Source organism: Nonlabens sp., from assembly GCF_018401815.1.
Lineage (GTDB): Bacteria > Bacteroidota > Bacteroidia > Flavobacteriales > Flavobacteriaceae > Nonlabens.
Genome location: NZ_JAGYKG010000002.1, coordinates 40,342 through 55,953, shown reverse-complemented (window position 1 = coordinate 55,953; position 15,612 = coordinate 40,342). Strand labels below are relative to the sequence as shown.

The 15,612-nt window shown below is 39.1% G+C and carries 9 protein-coding genes; 1 reads left to right on the top strand and 8 read right to left on the bottom strand.

What is annotated here, in order from left to right:
* Positions 1 to 354: 354 nt before the first annotated feature.
* The 8 genes from KG732_RS04535 to KG732_RS04500 all read right to left on the bottom strand — a co-directional run bounded on the left by KG732_RS04535 (position 355) and on the right by KG732_RS04500 (position 12,534).
* Entirely contained in the window at positions 355 to 690 is a 336-nt protein-coding gene (locus tag KG732_RS04535) for an arsenosugar biosynthesis-associated peroxidase-like protein (RefSeq protein ID WP_213521298.1), read from the bottom strand.
* A 167-nt stretch (positions 691 to 857) separates the two neighbouring features.
* Entirely contained in the window at positions 858 to 2,279 is a 1,422-nt protein-coding gene (locus tag KG732_RS04530) for an alpha-amylase family glycosyl hydrolase (protein ID WP_213521297.1), read from the bottom strand.
* 66 nt (positions 2,280 to 2,345) lie between these two features.
* Positions 2,346 to 4,700, bottom strand: coding sequence for an alpha-amylase family glycosyl hydrolase (locus tag KG732_RS04525; RefSeq protein ID WP_213521296.1), 2,355 nt, complete (start codon positions 4,698 to 4,700; stop codon positions 2,346 to 2,348).
* 312 nt (positions 4,701 to 5,012) lie between these two features.
* A complete protein-coding gene (locus KG732_RS04520; RefSeq protein WP_213521295.1) occupies positions 5,013 to 6,932 on the bottom strand; it encodes an alpha-amylase family glycosyl hydrolase in 1,920 nt (639 codons plus the stop codon).
* Between the two features lie 3 nt (positions 6,933 to 6,935).
* A complete protein-coding gene (locus KG732_RS04515) occupies positions 6,936 to 9,239 on the bottom strand; it encodes a glycoside hydrolase family 65 protein (protein ID WP_213521294.1) in 2,304 nt (767 codons plus the stop codon).
* On the bottom strand, positions 9,236 to 9,898 hold the full coding sequence (gene pgmB / locus KG732_RS04510) for a beta-phosphoglucomutase (RefSeq protein ID WP_213521293.1): 663 nt from the start codon (positions 9,896 to 9,898) through the stop codon (positions 9,236 to 9,238). The genes KG732_RS04515 and pgmB overlap by 4 nt, the downstream gene beginning before the upstream one ends.
* Entirely contained in the window at positions 9,899 to 11,356 is a 1,458-nt protein-coding gene (locus KG732_RS04505) for an MFS transporter (protein ID WP_213521292.1), read from the bottom strand. It abuts the gene before it with no gap.
* A 158-nt stretch (positions 11,357 to 11,514) separates the two neighbouring features.
* Positions 11,515 to 12,534 carry a LacI family DNA-binding transcriptional regulator gene (locus KG732_RS04500; RefSeq protein ID WP_213521291.1) on the bottom strand — a complete coding sequence of 340 codons (1,020 nt, stop codon included), beginning with the start codon at positions 12,532 to 12,534 and terminating at the stop codon, positions 11,515 to 11,517.
* Positions 12,535 to 12,723: 189 nt separating this feature from the next.
* On the opposite strand from KG732_RS04500, the gene KG732_RS04495 reads away from it, so the two are divergent.
* Positions 12,724 to 15,606 carry a SusC/RagA family TonB-linked outer membrane protein gene (locus KG732_RS04495; protein ID WP_213521290.1) on the top strand — a complete coding sequence of 961 codons (2,883 nt, stop codon included), beginning with the start codon at positions 12,724 to 12,726 and terminating at the stop codon, positions 15,604 to 15,606.
* Positions 15,607 to 15,612 lie beyond the last annotated feature (6 nt).

Here is a 15,612-nt window from a genome sequence, read left to right as displayed (position 1 = left end):
AGCCTCATCCGTAACTCAAGTCCCCAACAGTGCAAGCGTTCCGACTTGGCTTCATTGAGTCAAATCCACCTTTACTTCACTCCGTAAAGCCCTTTTTGTTGTTGAACAGTAGTTTTTGTTCCTTTTCCAGCAGTCCCTCTGGTTTTCAGTTAGACAGACACCAATAAAAAACAGCTTTCACTAGTACTTAGATCAAATATAAATTACTAGCACGATCTCCTGAGATAGCAACTTGAAATATATGGCAAAGTGAAAATAATTTCTCAACCGACTTAGCTGCCGATGAATCTGCTTTAGCAGATTTTAGGGACAAGCGATACATACAACTTTGGTATAGCAGCCTAAACATCCTGCTTACATCTCTAGCTTGTTGACTTTATTCATCATTTGTACCCCGTGAACTAGCGTAGCTCCACCTTTAATTGCTCCGGCTACATGAACGGCTTCCATCATCTCTTCTTTAGTAATGCCTCTTTTTAATGCATCACTAGTGTAGGCGTCGATACAATAAGGACAATGTACGGCATGAGAAACGGCAAGTGCCATGAGTGACTTTTCTCTCGCACTTAAGGCACCTTCTTCAAACACTTTCCCATAATAGTCAAAGAACTTGGTCCCCAACTCCTCACTCCACTCTGTAATTTTACCAAATTTTTTAAGATCTTTAGGATCGTAATACGTCTTTTCCATGTTGCTTTATTTAAAAAATCGAAAGTAATACATCTCTATGGGAATTATTAATCTAACCGGTTCATTTCAAAAGAAAGTTTCTATAGGTGTTATCTAGACATGACTATATTTCGACCAAAAAAGCCCTCCAAACAGAAGGGCTTTTAACTCTTAATATATAATTGTTGTTACTTTTCTAAAGTAAAAATACGATAGCCATAAGGAGGAAGATCTAGGCTCGTCCCTTCTGTAAAGTTGACAGAACCGCCTCTTAACGCATCTGATATTTTTCCTTCTAAACCTTGTACTGCAGTCGATAGTCTTTCGTTTGAAAGGTTAGCCACATAGAACACTGTCGCTCCATCTTTTTCCCTTTTAATAGCGTATACGCTGTTATCGTCGCTTGTTTTTAGTCTCGTGTAACTGGCAGCATTTTTACCGCCGTTCAAAGCAGGATTGTTCACTTTAAGAGCTCCTAATTTTTTCATTAGTTCCCAAGTTTTTTGTTTTGTTTTTGGAATAGTATCCTTTTCAAAAAACTTTAAGCGATAATCCATATCGTATTCCTGACCAGAATAAATCAATGGCATTCCTGGAATCATATAAGAGAATGCTAACATGGTTTCTGCTGTTGCGCCCATTCGTTCTTTCACCGAACCATTCCACGAGTTTTCATCATGGTTGGTAATGAAATTCATAAGAATATCATCTTTCTCATAGTTCTTAGCATTGCGATCCATATAAGCATCCCATTTTTCAATAGAAGTTTTTCCTTGAGCCAACTCATTCATGATGTGATGTCCTTCCCAATTGTACCCCATATCAAATGCTTCTTTAAAAAGATCTTTCTTTTCACTTTCGGCCAACATAAATAGGGGCTTTTGATCTTGTAACTGTGCGTTAGCGTAGTTCCAAAACTCTGTAGGCACTTCATGAGCTACATCGCATCTAAACCCATCCACTTGGTATTCTGTAACCCAAAAAGACATGGCATAGGTCATGGCGTCCCATAAATCGCGATTTTCGTAATTAAGGTCGGCAGTATCGGTCCAGTCGGTTCCCGCTGGATGCATCATCTCACCATTTTCATCTTTGGTATAGAAGTCCGGATATTCCTCCATCCATACATGATCCCATCCGGTGTGATTGGCCACCCAATCCAAGATCACATACATCCCATTATCATGAGCAGTTGCTACTAATCTTGTAAGATCTGCTGATGTTCCTAAGTCTGGATTGATTTTCTTATAGTCTGCAACGGCATAGTAACTGCCTAAATATTTTTCTCGCTCTTTAGGATCCTTGATATCTTCAACGAGCAGATCTCCTTCTGCCTTTCTATTCTTTTCTGAAATAGGGAAAATGGGCATCAACCAGATCACCTTTACTCCTAATTCTTTAAGCTGTGGAATATCTTTAGTAAACTCATTAAAGGTTCCTTCTGGAGAATACTGCCTGATATTTGCCTCATAAATAATAGCGTTTTCTAGATCTTGATCCTGAATAGGACTGTACTCTTCTGTAATCGCTACGTCAACTACTTCCTTTTCTTCATTCTTACAAGCAAAAACAGCTGTTAAGGCAAGTAATCCTAAAATGTATTTTTTCATTCTTTTATTTTTAATTTGGTCTTTGTTGGTTCTCACTTATAAGTCAGATTCAAATGTACTCGTTAATTAATTTGTCGTGTTATCTTTCTTAGTTTTGATCTGTAAAATCATAAAGTTGCCAGGTTTTATCTGCAGGTATTTATCAGTTTCTATGGCGTTTATGGCGGTTCCGCTTTCGCGAAAGCGTGCATCATTTCCAGCTATATTCATACTAATGGCATTTTCATTAAATAAAACGGTGGTTTCTTCTCCAAAATAGCTGCGTTTGATCACTAGCAGCCCATTATTTTCTGCCATCACTTGTGTAGTTCCATAAAGTAAAGACATAGAATTGCGTCTCAAATGCACCAACTCTTGCACCAGTTGTCTCAAGTTCTTCTCCCGGTCTGAAAGTCCGTTAAACTTCATCATCTTGCGATTATCAGGGTCGTTTGCTCCTATGGAACCGTACTCGTCTCCATAATAAATAACCGGCACCCCGGGCATGGTCATATTAAAAGCTTGCAACATTCCCAATCGATCAAAAGCCGTAGAATCGCTCATCACTATGTCACGAGTCCAGCCGGCTTTTTTAGCATCTTCATCAAACGTTACATCACCACTCGCATAGCTGATAAACCTCGCTCGGTCTTGATTTCCAGAAATATTTCCCATTAAATGATGGTGGCCGTAATATTCCAATCCTTTTTGAAGGGTCTCCGTAAGATTTGCATAATTCCCGTCTTTTGTAGCAAATGCACTTACCGCAGCATCGTATTGATTGAAGTCAAATTGGGCATCTAACATTCCTGTGCTTACATAACCTCTTATCAAATCGTACGAACCGTAGGTTTCCCCTATTTGATAAATAGGCCGGTCGGTATTGTTACGTACTTTTTGAGTAAGTGTTCTCCAATAGGTTTCAGGAACGTGTTTGGTCGCATCATGACGGAAACCGTCTAATTTGTATTCAGTTACCCAATATAAAGCCGAGTCGGTCATTTTTTCTACGACTTCTGGTTGAGAGAAGTCTAGGGTAGGCATAAACGTATCAAACCAAGTCGTCAATCTATGGTCGTCCCAACGCTCTGTGTTTAAGCTTCCGTCTTCAAGGTATAAATTAGTCGCCCATTCTGGGTGTTCTTTATATAAAGGATGTTCTTCATGCACGTGATTTGCCACATAATCTAGAATGACATTCATATCGCGTTGGTGCGCTTCTTCAATGATTTCTTTCAGGAGTTGCTCATCTCCAAATCTGTAATCAATCTTGGTATTAGAAATAGGCCAGTAGCCGTGATAACCGCTAAACTTGGTGCGTGGCTCGGGCCACAAACCATAAGCCCCTTCTGGATTTTGAGTAATAGGGGATAACCAAACCGTATTGATTCCCAGGTCTTCAAAATAACCCTCTTTGATCTTTGCCAAAACACCCGCAAGATCACCACCCATATAGTTGGCTTTGGGCAAAATATCTGGATCTGGCACTGGCTTTGTATTGGATTTATCTGCGTCAAGGAAACGATCTACCATCATAAAATAAAGTACTTGCGCATGAAAATCATTACGAGCTAATTGAGTAGGGTCTTCTACTACTTGTGCATTTTGAACTGGAATCAATAAGTCGTTGGTACGTCCATTGGCATCGCTGGCATACACACGTACCAATTGTGTTTTTGAAATGCGCTTGGAGAAATCTTTTTTAGGCAATTGGACCGTATAGGTGTTTTCGTTAGTGGTTTTTACCGCTTCTATAAGCTGGTTTTCATAAAGTACAACCAACTGATCTAGTGGCGCAGAAGCTTGAAAAGTAAACGCTTGATCTAAGATTTCCCCATAAAAAAGCTGTGCAGGATCTGCCAGGCGACTGTTGTCTAACAACCGATTAAAACCACCCATACCATTACTAATGACACCAGGTTCATTTCCTGTTAGTGTCTCTTCCTTTCCATCTTCTAAGAATAGGTATTGAAACTTGCCTTGTGGGACAGTGGCTTTGTAAACCAATTGTTCTCCGTTATCCTGTAATTCTTTACTGGCCCAATTGGTAAACTCTCCTTTGATACGGACATTCTTAAAATTCCCATCATAAGGGATTTCAATAAGCTTAGTGTTGCTTTTAAAGACGGGAATATCGTTCCTGATCCCTTCTGTCCATAAAGTGATATAGGAAATAAACGGGGCGTCTTCTTGCAATTCAAACGTATACAGGCTGTCTACCTGAATGGACTCCCGCTCTGTGATCCCGTCACCTACACTAACACTATCTACCTTTCTTGTTCCTAAATAATCGGCATATAGAACAGCGGTGTTTCCTTGAGAAGATTCGTATATAGGAGTTGTCATCACCTCGATCACACTAGCTTTTGCCAATTCCTCTTCCTTTTTAATATCGCAACTTATCATAAGTAAAATGATAAGCAGACTAAGTATTTTTTTCATTTTATATTTTTTTCTTCTTTTTTACGGAAGTGTTTTTACTTTTTCCTTTTCACTCTTGCGTGAACACCCTTTGCCTATCGGCATTTCCCTCAAGGGAAAACCTTTATTTTAAGCTAAAGCGATAAGATGATCAAACTCCCAAAGTATCGTCTTCCCTGGAGGGAAGATATGAGTTGGGTGTTGGCGATGTTCTTACTCTTGCGTGAGTCCCATTGTCCTTACTTCGACAAGCTCAGCACAAGTCGAACATTATGCATTCCTCTCTTTGCACTTATAGGATGCCAGAAAGGGGGAAATCTAAAACCGTCTAAATCAACTACCAAGTTTATCCAAGTCTATTACTAAACTTGTTTTTCCTTGGACCTTTATATTTTTATTCAAATCAAATAGTTCGTTCGTTAAAATATCTTGACCCTTTTTTCTTCCAGCCAATCCTTCTTCAAAACGTTTAAGGTCTAAAGTTACTTCTTCTGTATTATTATTGATGATCACCATTACACTATCTACTCCATTTTCTCTAAAGTAGACATAACAATTGTTCTCCGGCACGTATTGAAGCAATTTTCCATGGTGAATCACCTCTTTATTTTTTCGGTAATTCAAGAGTTTCTTAGTGAATTCTTGAAAGGCTTTTTGCTCTAGAGTTGGGTTTTTAAAAGCATCTACCTCATCATCGTTCCATCCCCCAGGAAAATCTCTTCTGATGTCACCATCGCCATCGGTATCTCGGTTGCCCCCCATTCCTATTTCGTCACCATAATACAATTGCGGAATTCCTCTAGTGGTCAATACTAAAGTCATGGCCAGTTGGTATTTGGCTAAGTCCCCTTGGTATAATCCGCTGCCATTGATTCGGTTGGTATCGTGGTTTCCTGCAAAAACTAAAATATTGTCACTATTTGGATATAAGAAATCATTGACAAAATTCTCATAGACTTTTATCATTCCTTTATCCCATTGCTGATCGTTTTCGTTAAACGCACTTGTGATCGCATCGTGTAACGTAAAATCCATCACACTAGGTAAATGCGTATTGTACTCCTGAATGGCAGCGATTTTAGAATCTTTTTGCCAGTAAGCAATTTGCGCTTGATCGTGCAACCAGGTTTCCCCTACAATGTTAAAGTTAGGATACTCCTCCATGATGGCTTTGGTCCATTTTGCAATGCCTTCTTTCTCATTATAAGAATAGGTATCTACTCGCAATCCGTCCAATCCCGCATATTCTATCCACCAGATCGTATTTTGAATCAAATAATTCAAAACCGTCGGGTCACTTTGATTGATATCTGGCATGCTGCTTACAAACCAGCCTTTCTCTGCATAAATTGCATCTCTTTTACTCACATGAGGATCCATTTGTGTAGTCTGTCGGTACGATGAGTTGGCATATCCTGCAACTGGAAAATCCTTTCCTTTATTATCGTCAAATTGATGTATCCAAGTGGGCATAGGTAAATCTTGCATCATCCAGTGGGTAGCACCCCAATGGTTGGTCACATAATCCATGATCAATTTCATGTCTCTTTTATGCAATTCGTCACCCAGTTGTTTGTAATCGGCGTTGGTACCATATCGTGGATCGATGCGATACAAGTCGCTCTGTGCGTAGGTATGGTAGGAATAACGCTCGTCATTATCTTCTAACAAGGGCGTACTCCATATGGCAGTTGCTCCTAAATCATCTATATAATCCAGATGATCTATCATTCCTTGAATATCGCCTCCATGACGCCCGCCTTTCAGGTCTCGGTTTGCCTTCTCAGACATTTGATCAACACTGTCATTAGATGGGTCGCCGTTTGCAAATCGGTCGGGCATGATTAAATAAATCGCATCGCTAGAATCAAACCCTTTTCTTGAGCTGCTTTCTGGCTCCCGTTTTAAAATATCATAAGAAATGGGAATCACATCGCCCTCTTCACAGTCCCCATTACACAGTTCGATCTGATAGGTATTAGGCTCCAGATCCATATCAAAAGTAACCAACAGATAATTTGGACTCTCGGTTTTTCTAACGTGGAGAACGCTCAAGTCGCTACGTACCTGGTCGTATTTAGAGATGTTCTCTCCATAAAACAGGACTTCTACTTCGTTGTGTTGCATTCCACTCCACCAGAATCGAGGTTCTATGTGTTCTAGAGGTCCTTCTAGCTCGGTAATTTGTGCAGTTACCGCTTTCGCGAAAGCGAAATAAAAAACAACACTTAAAAGAAAAACCAGTTTATTCATGGTTTAGGCATTTACTAATTGAGGCTCCAAAGTGATGTGTTCACCATTGAGAATGATCTCTTGAGCATGCTTTCCTTCTAAACTTACTTTAGTTCCAGCAGAAGTTACCTGCACTTCTATAATCTGATGTCTAAAGTTGATTTTAAAACTAAAACCCGTCCATTGCTGAGGAAGTTTGGTCGTGAAACTAGGCTTGTTATCAATAATTTGAAGGCCTCCAAAACCTTCTACAATGCTCATCCATGTTCCTGCCATACTGGTAATATGACAACCCTCTTCCACTTCTTTATTATAGTCATCCAGATCGAGACGAGAAGTTCTTAAATAGAACTGATACGCTTGATCCATACGGTCTAACTTTGCTGCTTGTATACTGTGAACACAAGGAGAAAGCGAGCTTTCATGAACGGTTAAAGGTTCATAAAAGTCAAAGTGTTTGGACAGTTGTTCTTTGGTAAAATGATCTTCAAAAAAGTAAAAGCATTGCAACACATCAGCCTGTTTGATGTAACAACTTCTCAAAATACGGTCCCAAGACCATTTCTGGTTGATAGGTCTGTGTTCTTTAGAAAGCTCGTTTACTGGAATGATTTCTTTATCCAAAAATCCGTCTTGTTGCAAGTAGACTCCTAACTCTTCATCAAAAGGCATGTACATATTTTCTGCCACCTCTAGCCATTCAATGGTCTCTCGATCTGTAAGCTTAGTTTTAGCCATGATGCGATCGTAATCAGCTGGGTAATATTTTTTTACTTTATGAATATGTTCTACGGCATACTCGATACACCATTTTGCTAAGTAATTGGTATACCAGTTATTGTTGACATTATTTTCATACTCATTAGGCCCAGTAACACCTAGAATCATGTACTTCTTAGCTGGTTGTGAATAAGTAGCACGTTGGTGCCAAAATTTTGCAATAGCAATCATCACCTCCAATCCCATTTCTGGAACGTACCTGTAATCTCCTGTATACCTGATGTAATTGTAAATAGCAAAAACCATTGCCCCGTTGCGGTGTATTTCTTCAAAGGTAATTTCCCACTCATTGTGAGATTCTTCGCCATTCATAGTCACCATTGGATATAGAGCAGCTCCAGAAGAAAACCCTAATTTCTTAGCATTTTCAACGGCCTTGTCTAGCTGCTCATATCTATATCTCAATAAATTACGTGCTACCTGTTGATCTTTGGTAGCCATGTAGAAAGGAATACAATAAGCCTCTGTATCCCAATAGGTAGAACCTCCATATTTCTCTCCAGTAAATCCTTTAGGACCTATGTTAAGACGAGAATCCTTACCTGAATAAGTTTGATTCAATTGGAAGATATTAAAACGAATCCCTTGCTGCGCTTTGAGATCACCGTCTATACTGATATCTGCCATGGCCCAGATGTGAGTCCATGAATCTGTCTGCAATTTAAGCAAACTTTCATAACCTAATGCAGTCGCTTTATGTAAAACAGCCTTTGCAGCGTTAAATAGGTCCGAATGTTCATGATTTAAACTAGAAACATAGCCGGCATACTTAATAAGAGTAACGCTTTCGCCTTGAGCAATATCACAAACAGCTTTATGCCTAATCAAGGTATCATTCTGGTCAAAATGCTCAGCATATTGTAGGTGTTCGCCATTTTTAATCAACTCCGATTGCATGAAGGTCGTTACGTAGAAGTTGGTTTTATTGGTTCGACTGCGCACCAGGCCTTGATGACCCTCAGAAAGCAGTTCTTCTACTTCCCAAAACTGATCATCCCAGTTGGTATCTTCATTGGTAATTCCTGCATCGATATAGGGTTGAAAAGAAATTCTTAAATCTCCTTTTACAGCTGTCACTTGATAGTTCATTACGGCAAGCTCATCTATGTTTAAACTCATCAACCTGCGCGCAACTACTTGAATGGCCTTATCATCAGAAAAATGAGCGACAAAAGAACGCTCGTACCAGCCTTCTTTCATATTCAGTTCCCGACGGAAATCGCTCACTGCTTGAACTGTAGCCAGGTCCAACTCTTCTCCATCTACAAACACATCTATTCCTATAAAGTTAGGTGCATTTAACACTTTGGAAAAATATTCTGGATAGCCATTTTTCCACCATCCTACTCTGGTTTTGTCTGGATAATAAACGCCAGCTAGGTAACTCCCTTGAAAAGAAGCTCCTGAATATTTTTCTTCAAAATTTGCTCGTTGCCCCATGGCACCGTTACCTATAGAAAAAAGGCTTTCGCTAGACTTTACTTGAGAAGGATTCCAGCCCTCTTCAATTATAGACCAAGCGTTGGGAATGATATATTCTTGATTCATTTTTTACGACTTAATAATAGGTTGATATAATCTTGAGGCATCTCTGTAAAGTGGGTAAACACCTCATCTGCCTCATGAAGTATGTTCTCTTCTCCCAACCCAATGGAAATCATTCCAGCTCTATTGGCAGCCTGTATTCCTGCAACACTGTCTTCAAAAACAATACTGTCTTGAGGCGTATAATTTAGTTGCTGGCAAGCCTTAAGGAATACTTCTGGATCTGGTTTGGCTTTAGTCACGTCAGTTCCATCTATAATGACTTCAAAGAGGTCTCGTATGCCTAGCTTTTGTAAAATAGGTCGCGCATTTTTACTGGCACTACCTAAAGCTATAGGTTGATCTTGCTTTTTTAAGTTTAAAAGAAAGTCATGCACTCCTGGCATAATATCTTTAGTGCTCAGACTTTTTATAAGGTCCAGATACTCTTCGTTCTTTTGATCCATTTTTTGTTGAAAAACTTCTGGAGAGATTGCTATATCTCCCCATTCTAAGATTTTCTTAAGCGAATTCACCCTAGAAACTCCTTTCAGTTGTTCGTTTTCATCTTCTGTAAAATTGATGTTTAATGATGCCGCTAATCGCTTCCAAGCTATAAAATGAAACTTTGCTGTATCCACGATAACGCCATCTAAATCAAATATGAATGCTTTTTTACTCATTTATTCGTTTGTAATGGCAGGCTGATAGGTAATCGCCTTTTTATTTGTAATTAGTAAATTAGAGAATGCGGCAATAATTAAAAATAGCCCAGCGATAGTCATGGCGTGAATGGATTCTTCTCCAATTAAATGATGTAATAAAACCACTCCTCCTATCGCAGCTATAATTTGTGGGATCACAATAAACATATTGAAAACCCCCATCATCAATCCCATTTTAGAGGATGGAACAGCGCTGGATAGCATCGCATACGGCATGGATAAAATACTCCCCCAAGCAATACCGATGAGTCCGAATGATATGTAGAGGTTGTCTGGCGCCCCTGGACTGTAAACCATATACAAGAAACCAAGGCCCCCGGCAAGCAAACTTCCCATATGAATATATTTTCTATTGATGGACTTGTATGCCGTATAGAAGGTGAGAAGTAGTGCAAAAATCATGGAGGTTAATCCATAGATACCCATTTTAGAACCTACGTCATCACTAGCTTCATTGTAAGCTTTATCTAAGCTTTTGTATGCTGCTTTTGAAGCATCACTTAAAAATATGATTTCATTTTCTGAAGACCTAACCGCAACTTCTTCTCCATCCTCATTAGTTGTTAATTGGGCAAACTCCATCACATCGGGTTTAGGGGCGTTATAGATATGGCTGGTTAATGCTGGGTTTGCCAGTGTCCACATCGCAAAGAATGCAAACCAAGAGAAAAATTGAACCACTCCCAATTTTTTCATGATCAAAGGCATTAAGGCATAGGTGCCTAATATGGTACCTACCATTCCTTTTTTCTCTTCTGGCACTCCTGCATCATCAAATGCAGCCATTTCATTAGGAGTGTATTCTTTTGTAGTAAAAATAGTGATGAGGATAGAAGTAATAAAAACAAAAGCCCCCACCCCAAAAGCTACTTTAACAGAGTCAGGAACCACTCCAGGAGCCGCTTCATTTGAAATTTCTAAGGTATTGTTGACCCATTGAGGCAAATTACTGGCTACCCATGTCCCGACACCTATGATTAAGGTTTGTACTACAAATCCATAGCTGCGTTGGGATTCTGGTAATTTATCTGCTACAAGTGCTCGGAACGGCTCCATGGAGATGTTAATAGAAGCATCTAACACGAGTAGTAAGCCCGCCGCCATCCATACTTCGGAAGAATAGGGCATAAACAGTAAGGCAATAGAACTCAAAATGGCCCCTATAAGGAAAAAAGGACGACGACGTCCCAATCTTTTGTGCCAAGTATTATCGCTGAGGTACCCTATAATCGGTTGGACTATAAGGCCAGCAAGAGGTGCTGCGATCCATAACAATGGAATCTCAGATTCTTCTGCTCCTAATGTTTCAAAAATACGTGACATGGTAGAGCCTTGAAGGGCAAAACCAAACTGAATACCGAGAAATCCAAAACTCATGTTCCAAATATCCCAGAAACCTAACTTAGGTTTTTGCATATCGCTATTGATTTAATGACGATAAGCCTTATGACTTATCAAAACTTATAACGTGTGTGAAGAAGATAAGTTTTGATGGATCAGGATGGTAACTTTAAAAAATCCCTCCAATTCTTCGACAAAGATATAACTTTTAACCGAGGTGTAAAATTACTAATTTAAGGTGTAGATTCTCTTTCTATAAGTGTAGTTTTTACGATAACGGTTTCGTAAATTTCGTTATCGTGATTTTTGGACTCCAGCTTTTCAATAAGTATTGCAGCAGCAACGCCTCCCATTTCTTCCCCATTTTGACCAATGGTAGTTAAAGTAGGACTTGCAAATTTAGAAAGTATCCCATCTGTAAATGCAACAATAGCGACATCCTCTGGTATTTTTTTACCTGCCTTTTGCAAGGCTTTACTCGCCATAACTGCAAATAGCTCATTCACTGCTACTATGGCATCAAAATTATTGTTTACTACAAAGTTTTCGATATCCTTTTCACAACTATCAATATCTTCTATTTTAAGAAATTGACGGTCTTCTACTTCAAAACCCCGTTGTTGCAATGCTTGCTTAAAGCCTTGAGAACGCAACCTACCTACATTAACATAATCTACCGTACTTATGATTCCTAGGCGTTTCCTGCCCTTTCTCAATAGGAACTCCGTCGCTTCATGGCCAGCGGCAACATCGTCAATAATCACCTTATCACAAGATATATCATTAGACACACGATCAAACATGACAACAGGCATTCCTTGATTCGTTACCTCTCTTAAATGATGAAAGTCCTGTTTTTCCATAGTCTCTTTTGATAAACTCATAATAAAACCGTCTATACTTCCATTTGCAAGCATATCCATGTTCACCACTTCTTTATCAAAACTCTCCCCAGACAAAGTAATAATTACCTGATAGCCCTTTTCATTTGCTACGCGTTCCACTCCCGAAATAACTGTCGCAAAAAAATGATGAACTATTTCGGGAATAATGATTCCTATCTTTTTTGTCTTCTGATTTTTAAGACTTAGCGCAATGCTATTAGGCTTGTAATTGAACTCCCTTGCGTACTCTTTGATCTTGTCACGAGTTTCCATACTTATTTCATGAGAATCTCTCAAAGCCTTTGAAACAGTTGATATAGAAACTTTTAGGTCCTTTGCTATTTTCTTGAGTGTTATCTTTTGAGCCATTATAACCGGGTTATGAATAATTAAAAGTATCGCTTTTGCGAAAGTGAAGATAGTATAAAAAAATACGATCTTTTACCGAAAACGTTTTCGTAGAATGTCATAAAAAAAAGGTTTTGTTAACCTTAACTTTACATAATTTAGCTGCCGTGTGTGAAGAAGATGACACTAACAATTAATTAAATCAAAAAAATGAATCAAAAATTAAAAGTAATTTTACTGTTATTTTTATTACCCTTTTTTGCATTTGCTCAAAGTGTAATTACTGGAACAGTATTCGAATCTAACGGACTTCCAGCTTTGGGCGCTACTGTTTCAGTAAAAGGAACATCTAACGGCACATCGACAGATTTTGATGGAAAATACAAGCTAGACAATGTTCCGAGTGATGCCATTATTGTATTCTCGTTTATAGGGTATACCACGCAGGAAATAGCTTTTACTGGACAGAGTTCAATTGATATCACGTTAAAAGAAAATCTTTCTGAACTAGACGCTATCGTCCTTATAGGATATGGTAGCACTAAAAAAGAAAATGTAACCGCCGCACAAACAACTGTAAAAGCCGATGAGTTCAACAAAGGGGCTATAGTCTCTCCAGGTCAACTACTGGCGGGTAAAGTGGCAGGTGTGCAAGTTACTGATGCTTCCGGTCGCCCTGGCGACGGACCAGTTATTAGAGTGCGCCCTGGATCTACTTTAGGTGGAAACCAAGACGCTCTATATGTAGTAGATGGAGTGCCATTAGATCAACGTAATGCTAGCCTTAATACAATCAACCCAGCCGATATCGAGTCGTTCACTATTCTTAAAGACGCAAGTGCTACCGCTATATATGGTAACAGGGCTTCTAATGGTGTCGTCCTGATCACTACCAAAAAAGCAACTTTAAATAGTGATCTTAAATTAGGATACGATGTTCAATTTGCTGTCAACCAAGTTCAAAACTACGCTGATGTGTTAAGTGCGGAAGAATTTAGACAATTGGTAATAGATCAAGGTAGGGATACATCAGTGTTAGGTACTGCCAACACTGATTGGCAAAATGAGATTTACCAAAATGGTACTAGAGCCATACATAACTTTACTGCCGAAAAAGGTTATGAGACGACTTCTATACGCGCATCACTTGGTTATACCAACGAACACGGTACTTTATTAAAATCCGGTTATGAAAGAGCTACCTTAGGACTTAACATAAGACAAGATTTCTTAAAGGGTGATTTAAAATTAAACTTTACCTCTCAAATGTCTCAAGAAGAAATTAGAAATGCCGATGGTGGTGCTATAGGCGCAGCGGTAGTTTTTGATCCTACACAATCTATTTTCAATACAACTGGAGCCTTTGGCGGTTATTTTGAATACACCAACACTACAGGACCAGAACCTAATGCACCTCGCAATCCATTAGGATTATTGAATAGTTTAGATTCTCAATTAGATAATGCTCAAGCCAGATTAAATCTTAATGCTGCTTACAACATCAGAAAAATTCCTGGTTTGAAATTTACAGGTAATGCAGGTATCGACTATAACGAATTTGACAGTTACTCCATTAGAGACTTCAACTCTGGTGCTGGAGCTCGAGGAAACAACAGGAGTTTTAGTGAAGGGTTTAGAAGAAACCAATTGATCGATGGACGTATTGATTATAAGAGATCTTTAGAGTCTCTAGCTACCGATATGGAGGTAACCTTAGGTGGAAGTTATCAAGATTTTGTTCGTCAAACCACTGGACGTTCTACCGTAAACAACAGCTTACAAGAAAACCCAGTAGGCATAGACGAATCTACCTTAGTAACCGCATTTGCAAGAGCATCATTTGATATTAAGGATTTATTTGTTTTATCAGCTAGTGCTTCCCGTAACGGTAGTTCTAGGTTTTCTGAAGAGAACAGATGGGCTGATTTCTATGGAGCTAGCGGAGCGATAAAATTAACCAATACTACTATTGTTCAAAATAGTGGTTTTCTATCACAATTAAAGATTCGCGGTGGATTTGGTCAGACAGGACAACAGGATATCCCTGTATCTTTTGCATTTTTATCCGTTTTTACGCCAGGACAACCTCAGGCAGCGGTGCAATTTGGAGATCAATTTGTAACTACGATACGCCCAGAAGGAGCTATTGATTTGAAATGGGAAACTACTGATCAATGGAATGCCGGTATCGACTTAGGTTTCTTTGACGATCGTATTACTGGTAGCGTAGATGGTTTTTATAGAGAAACAAGTGACCTGTTGCTCTTTGGCCCACTTCCAGCAGGTGGATTAGAAAATGGGAGCTTTCAGAATGCTGGCTCTACCTTAAGTAGAGGTATCGAGTCGAGTATTTCCATAAAAATGATTCAGTCTGAAAACATCAACTGGACCCTATCGGCAAACGCCACGGTACAAGAAATAGAAATTACCGATCTTGCTGGAGCTCAAAATGCTCCTGTACAGGTAGGAGGAATTTCTGGTGGCGTTGGAAACACAATTCAAGAATGGTCTGTGGGATTTGACCCTACTACCTTCCACGTTTTCCGTCAAGTGTACGACCAAGATGGAAATCCTTTAGATGGTGTTTTTGTAGACACTAATGGTGATAATATTATCAACGATGCGGACCGAGTTCGGTACAAAAAAGCAAATCATGATGTATATTTTGGATTCACTTCTAATTTCAATTATAAAAATCTAGATTTAAGTTTTACCCTTAGAGGTGCAGCCGGTGGGTACAACTACAACAACGTCGCTTCTAATGCGGCTAACTACGGTAGTATGTTCCCAACAAACACGCAGAATCCTATTTATATCAATTCTCCTGTAGATATTTTAGATACCAACTTCTCTCAACAAAGGTTGTTCTCTGACTATTATATTCAGAAAGCTGATTTTATCAAATTGGACAACATTTCGTTAGGTTATAATTTCCCTGGAGACAAAGTAGACATAAGAGCTTCTGTAACAGGAACTAACCTTATAACTATTACCGATTACGACGGAGTGGATCCTGAAGTATTCGGTGGGGTGGACAACAATCTTTTCCCTCGTAACCGAGGACTAATCTTTGGATTAGGGTTTAAATTTTAAAAAAGC

Coding starts and splice junctions, on each gene's coding strand:
- KG732_RS04535 (WP_213521298.1), bottom strand. CDS start 690: ATGGAAAAGACGTATTACGATCCTAAAGATCTTAAAAAATTTGGTAAA.
- KG732_RS04530 (WP_213521297.1), bottom strand. CDS start 2,279: ATGAAAAAATACATTTTAGGATTACTTGCCTTAACAGCTGTTTTTGCT.
- KG732_RS04525 (WP_213521296.1), bottom strand. CDS start 4,700: ATGAAAAAAATACTTAGTCTGCTTATCATTTTACTTATGATAAGTTGC.
- KG732_RS04520 (WP_213521295.1), bottom strand. CDS start 6,932: ATGAATAAACTGGTTTTTCTTTTAAGTGTTGTTTTTTATTTCGCTTTC.
- KG732_RS04515 (WP_213521294.1), bottom strand. CDS start 9,239: ATGAATCAAGAATATATCATTCCCAACGCTTGGTCTATAATTGAAGAG.
- pgmB (WP_213521293.1), bottom strand. CDS start 9,898: ATGAGTAAAAAAGCATTCATATTTGATTTAGATGGCGTTATCGTGGAT.
- KG732_RS04505 (WP_213521292.1), bottom strand. CDS start 11,356: ATGCAAAAACCTAAGTTAGGTTTCTGGGATATTTGGAACATGAGTTTT.
- KG732_RS04500 (WP_213521291.1), bottom strand. CDS start 12,534: ATGGCTCAAAAGATAACACTCAAGAAAATAGCAAAGGACCTAAAAGTT.
- KG732_RS04495 (WP_213521290.1), top strand. CDS start 12,724: ATGAATCAAAAATTAAAAGTAATTTTACTGTTATTTTTATTACCCTTT.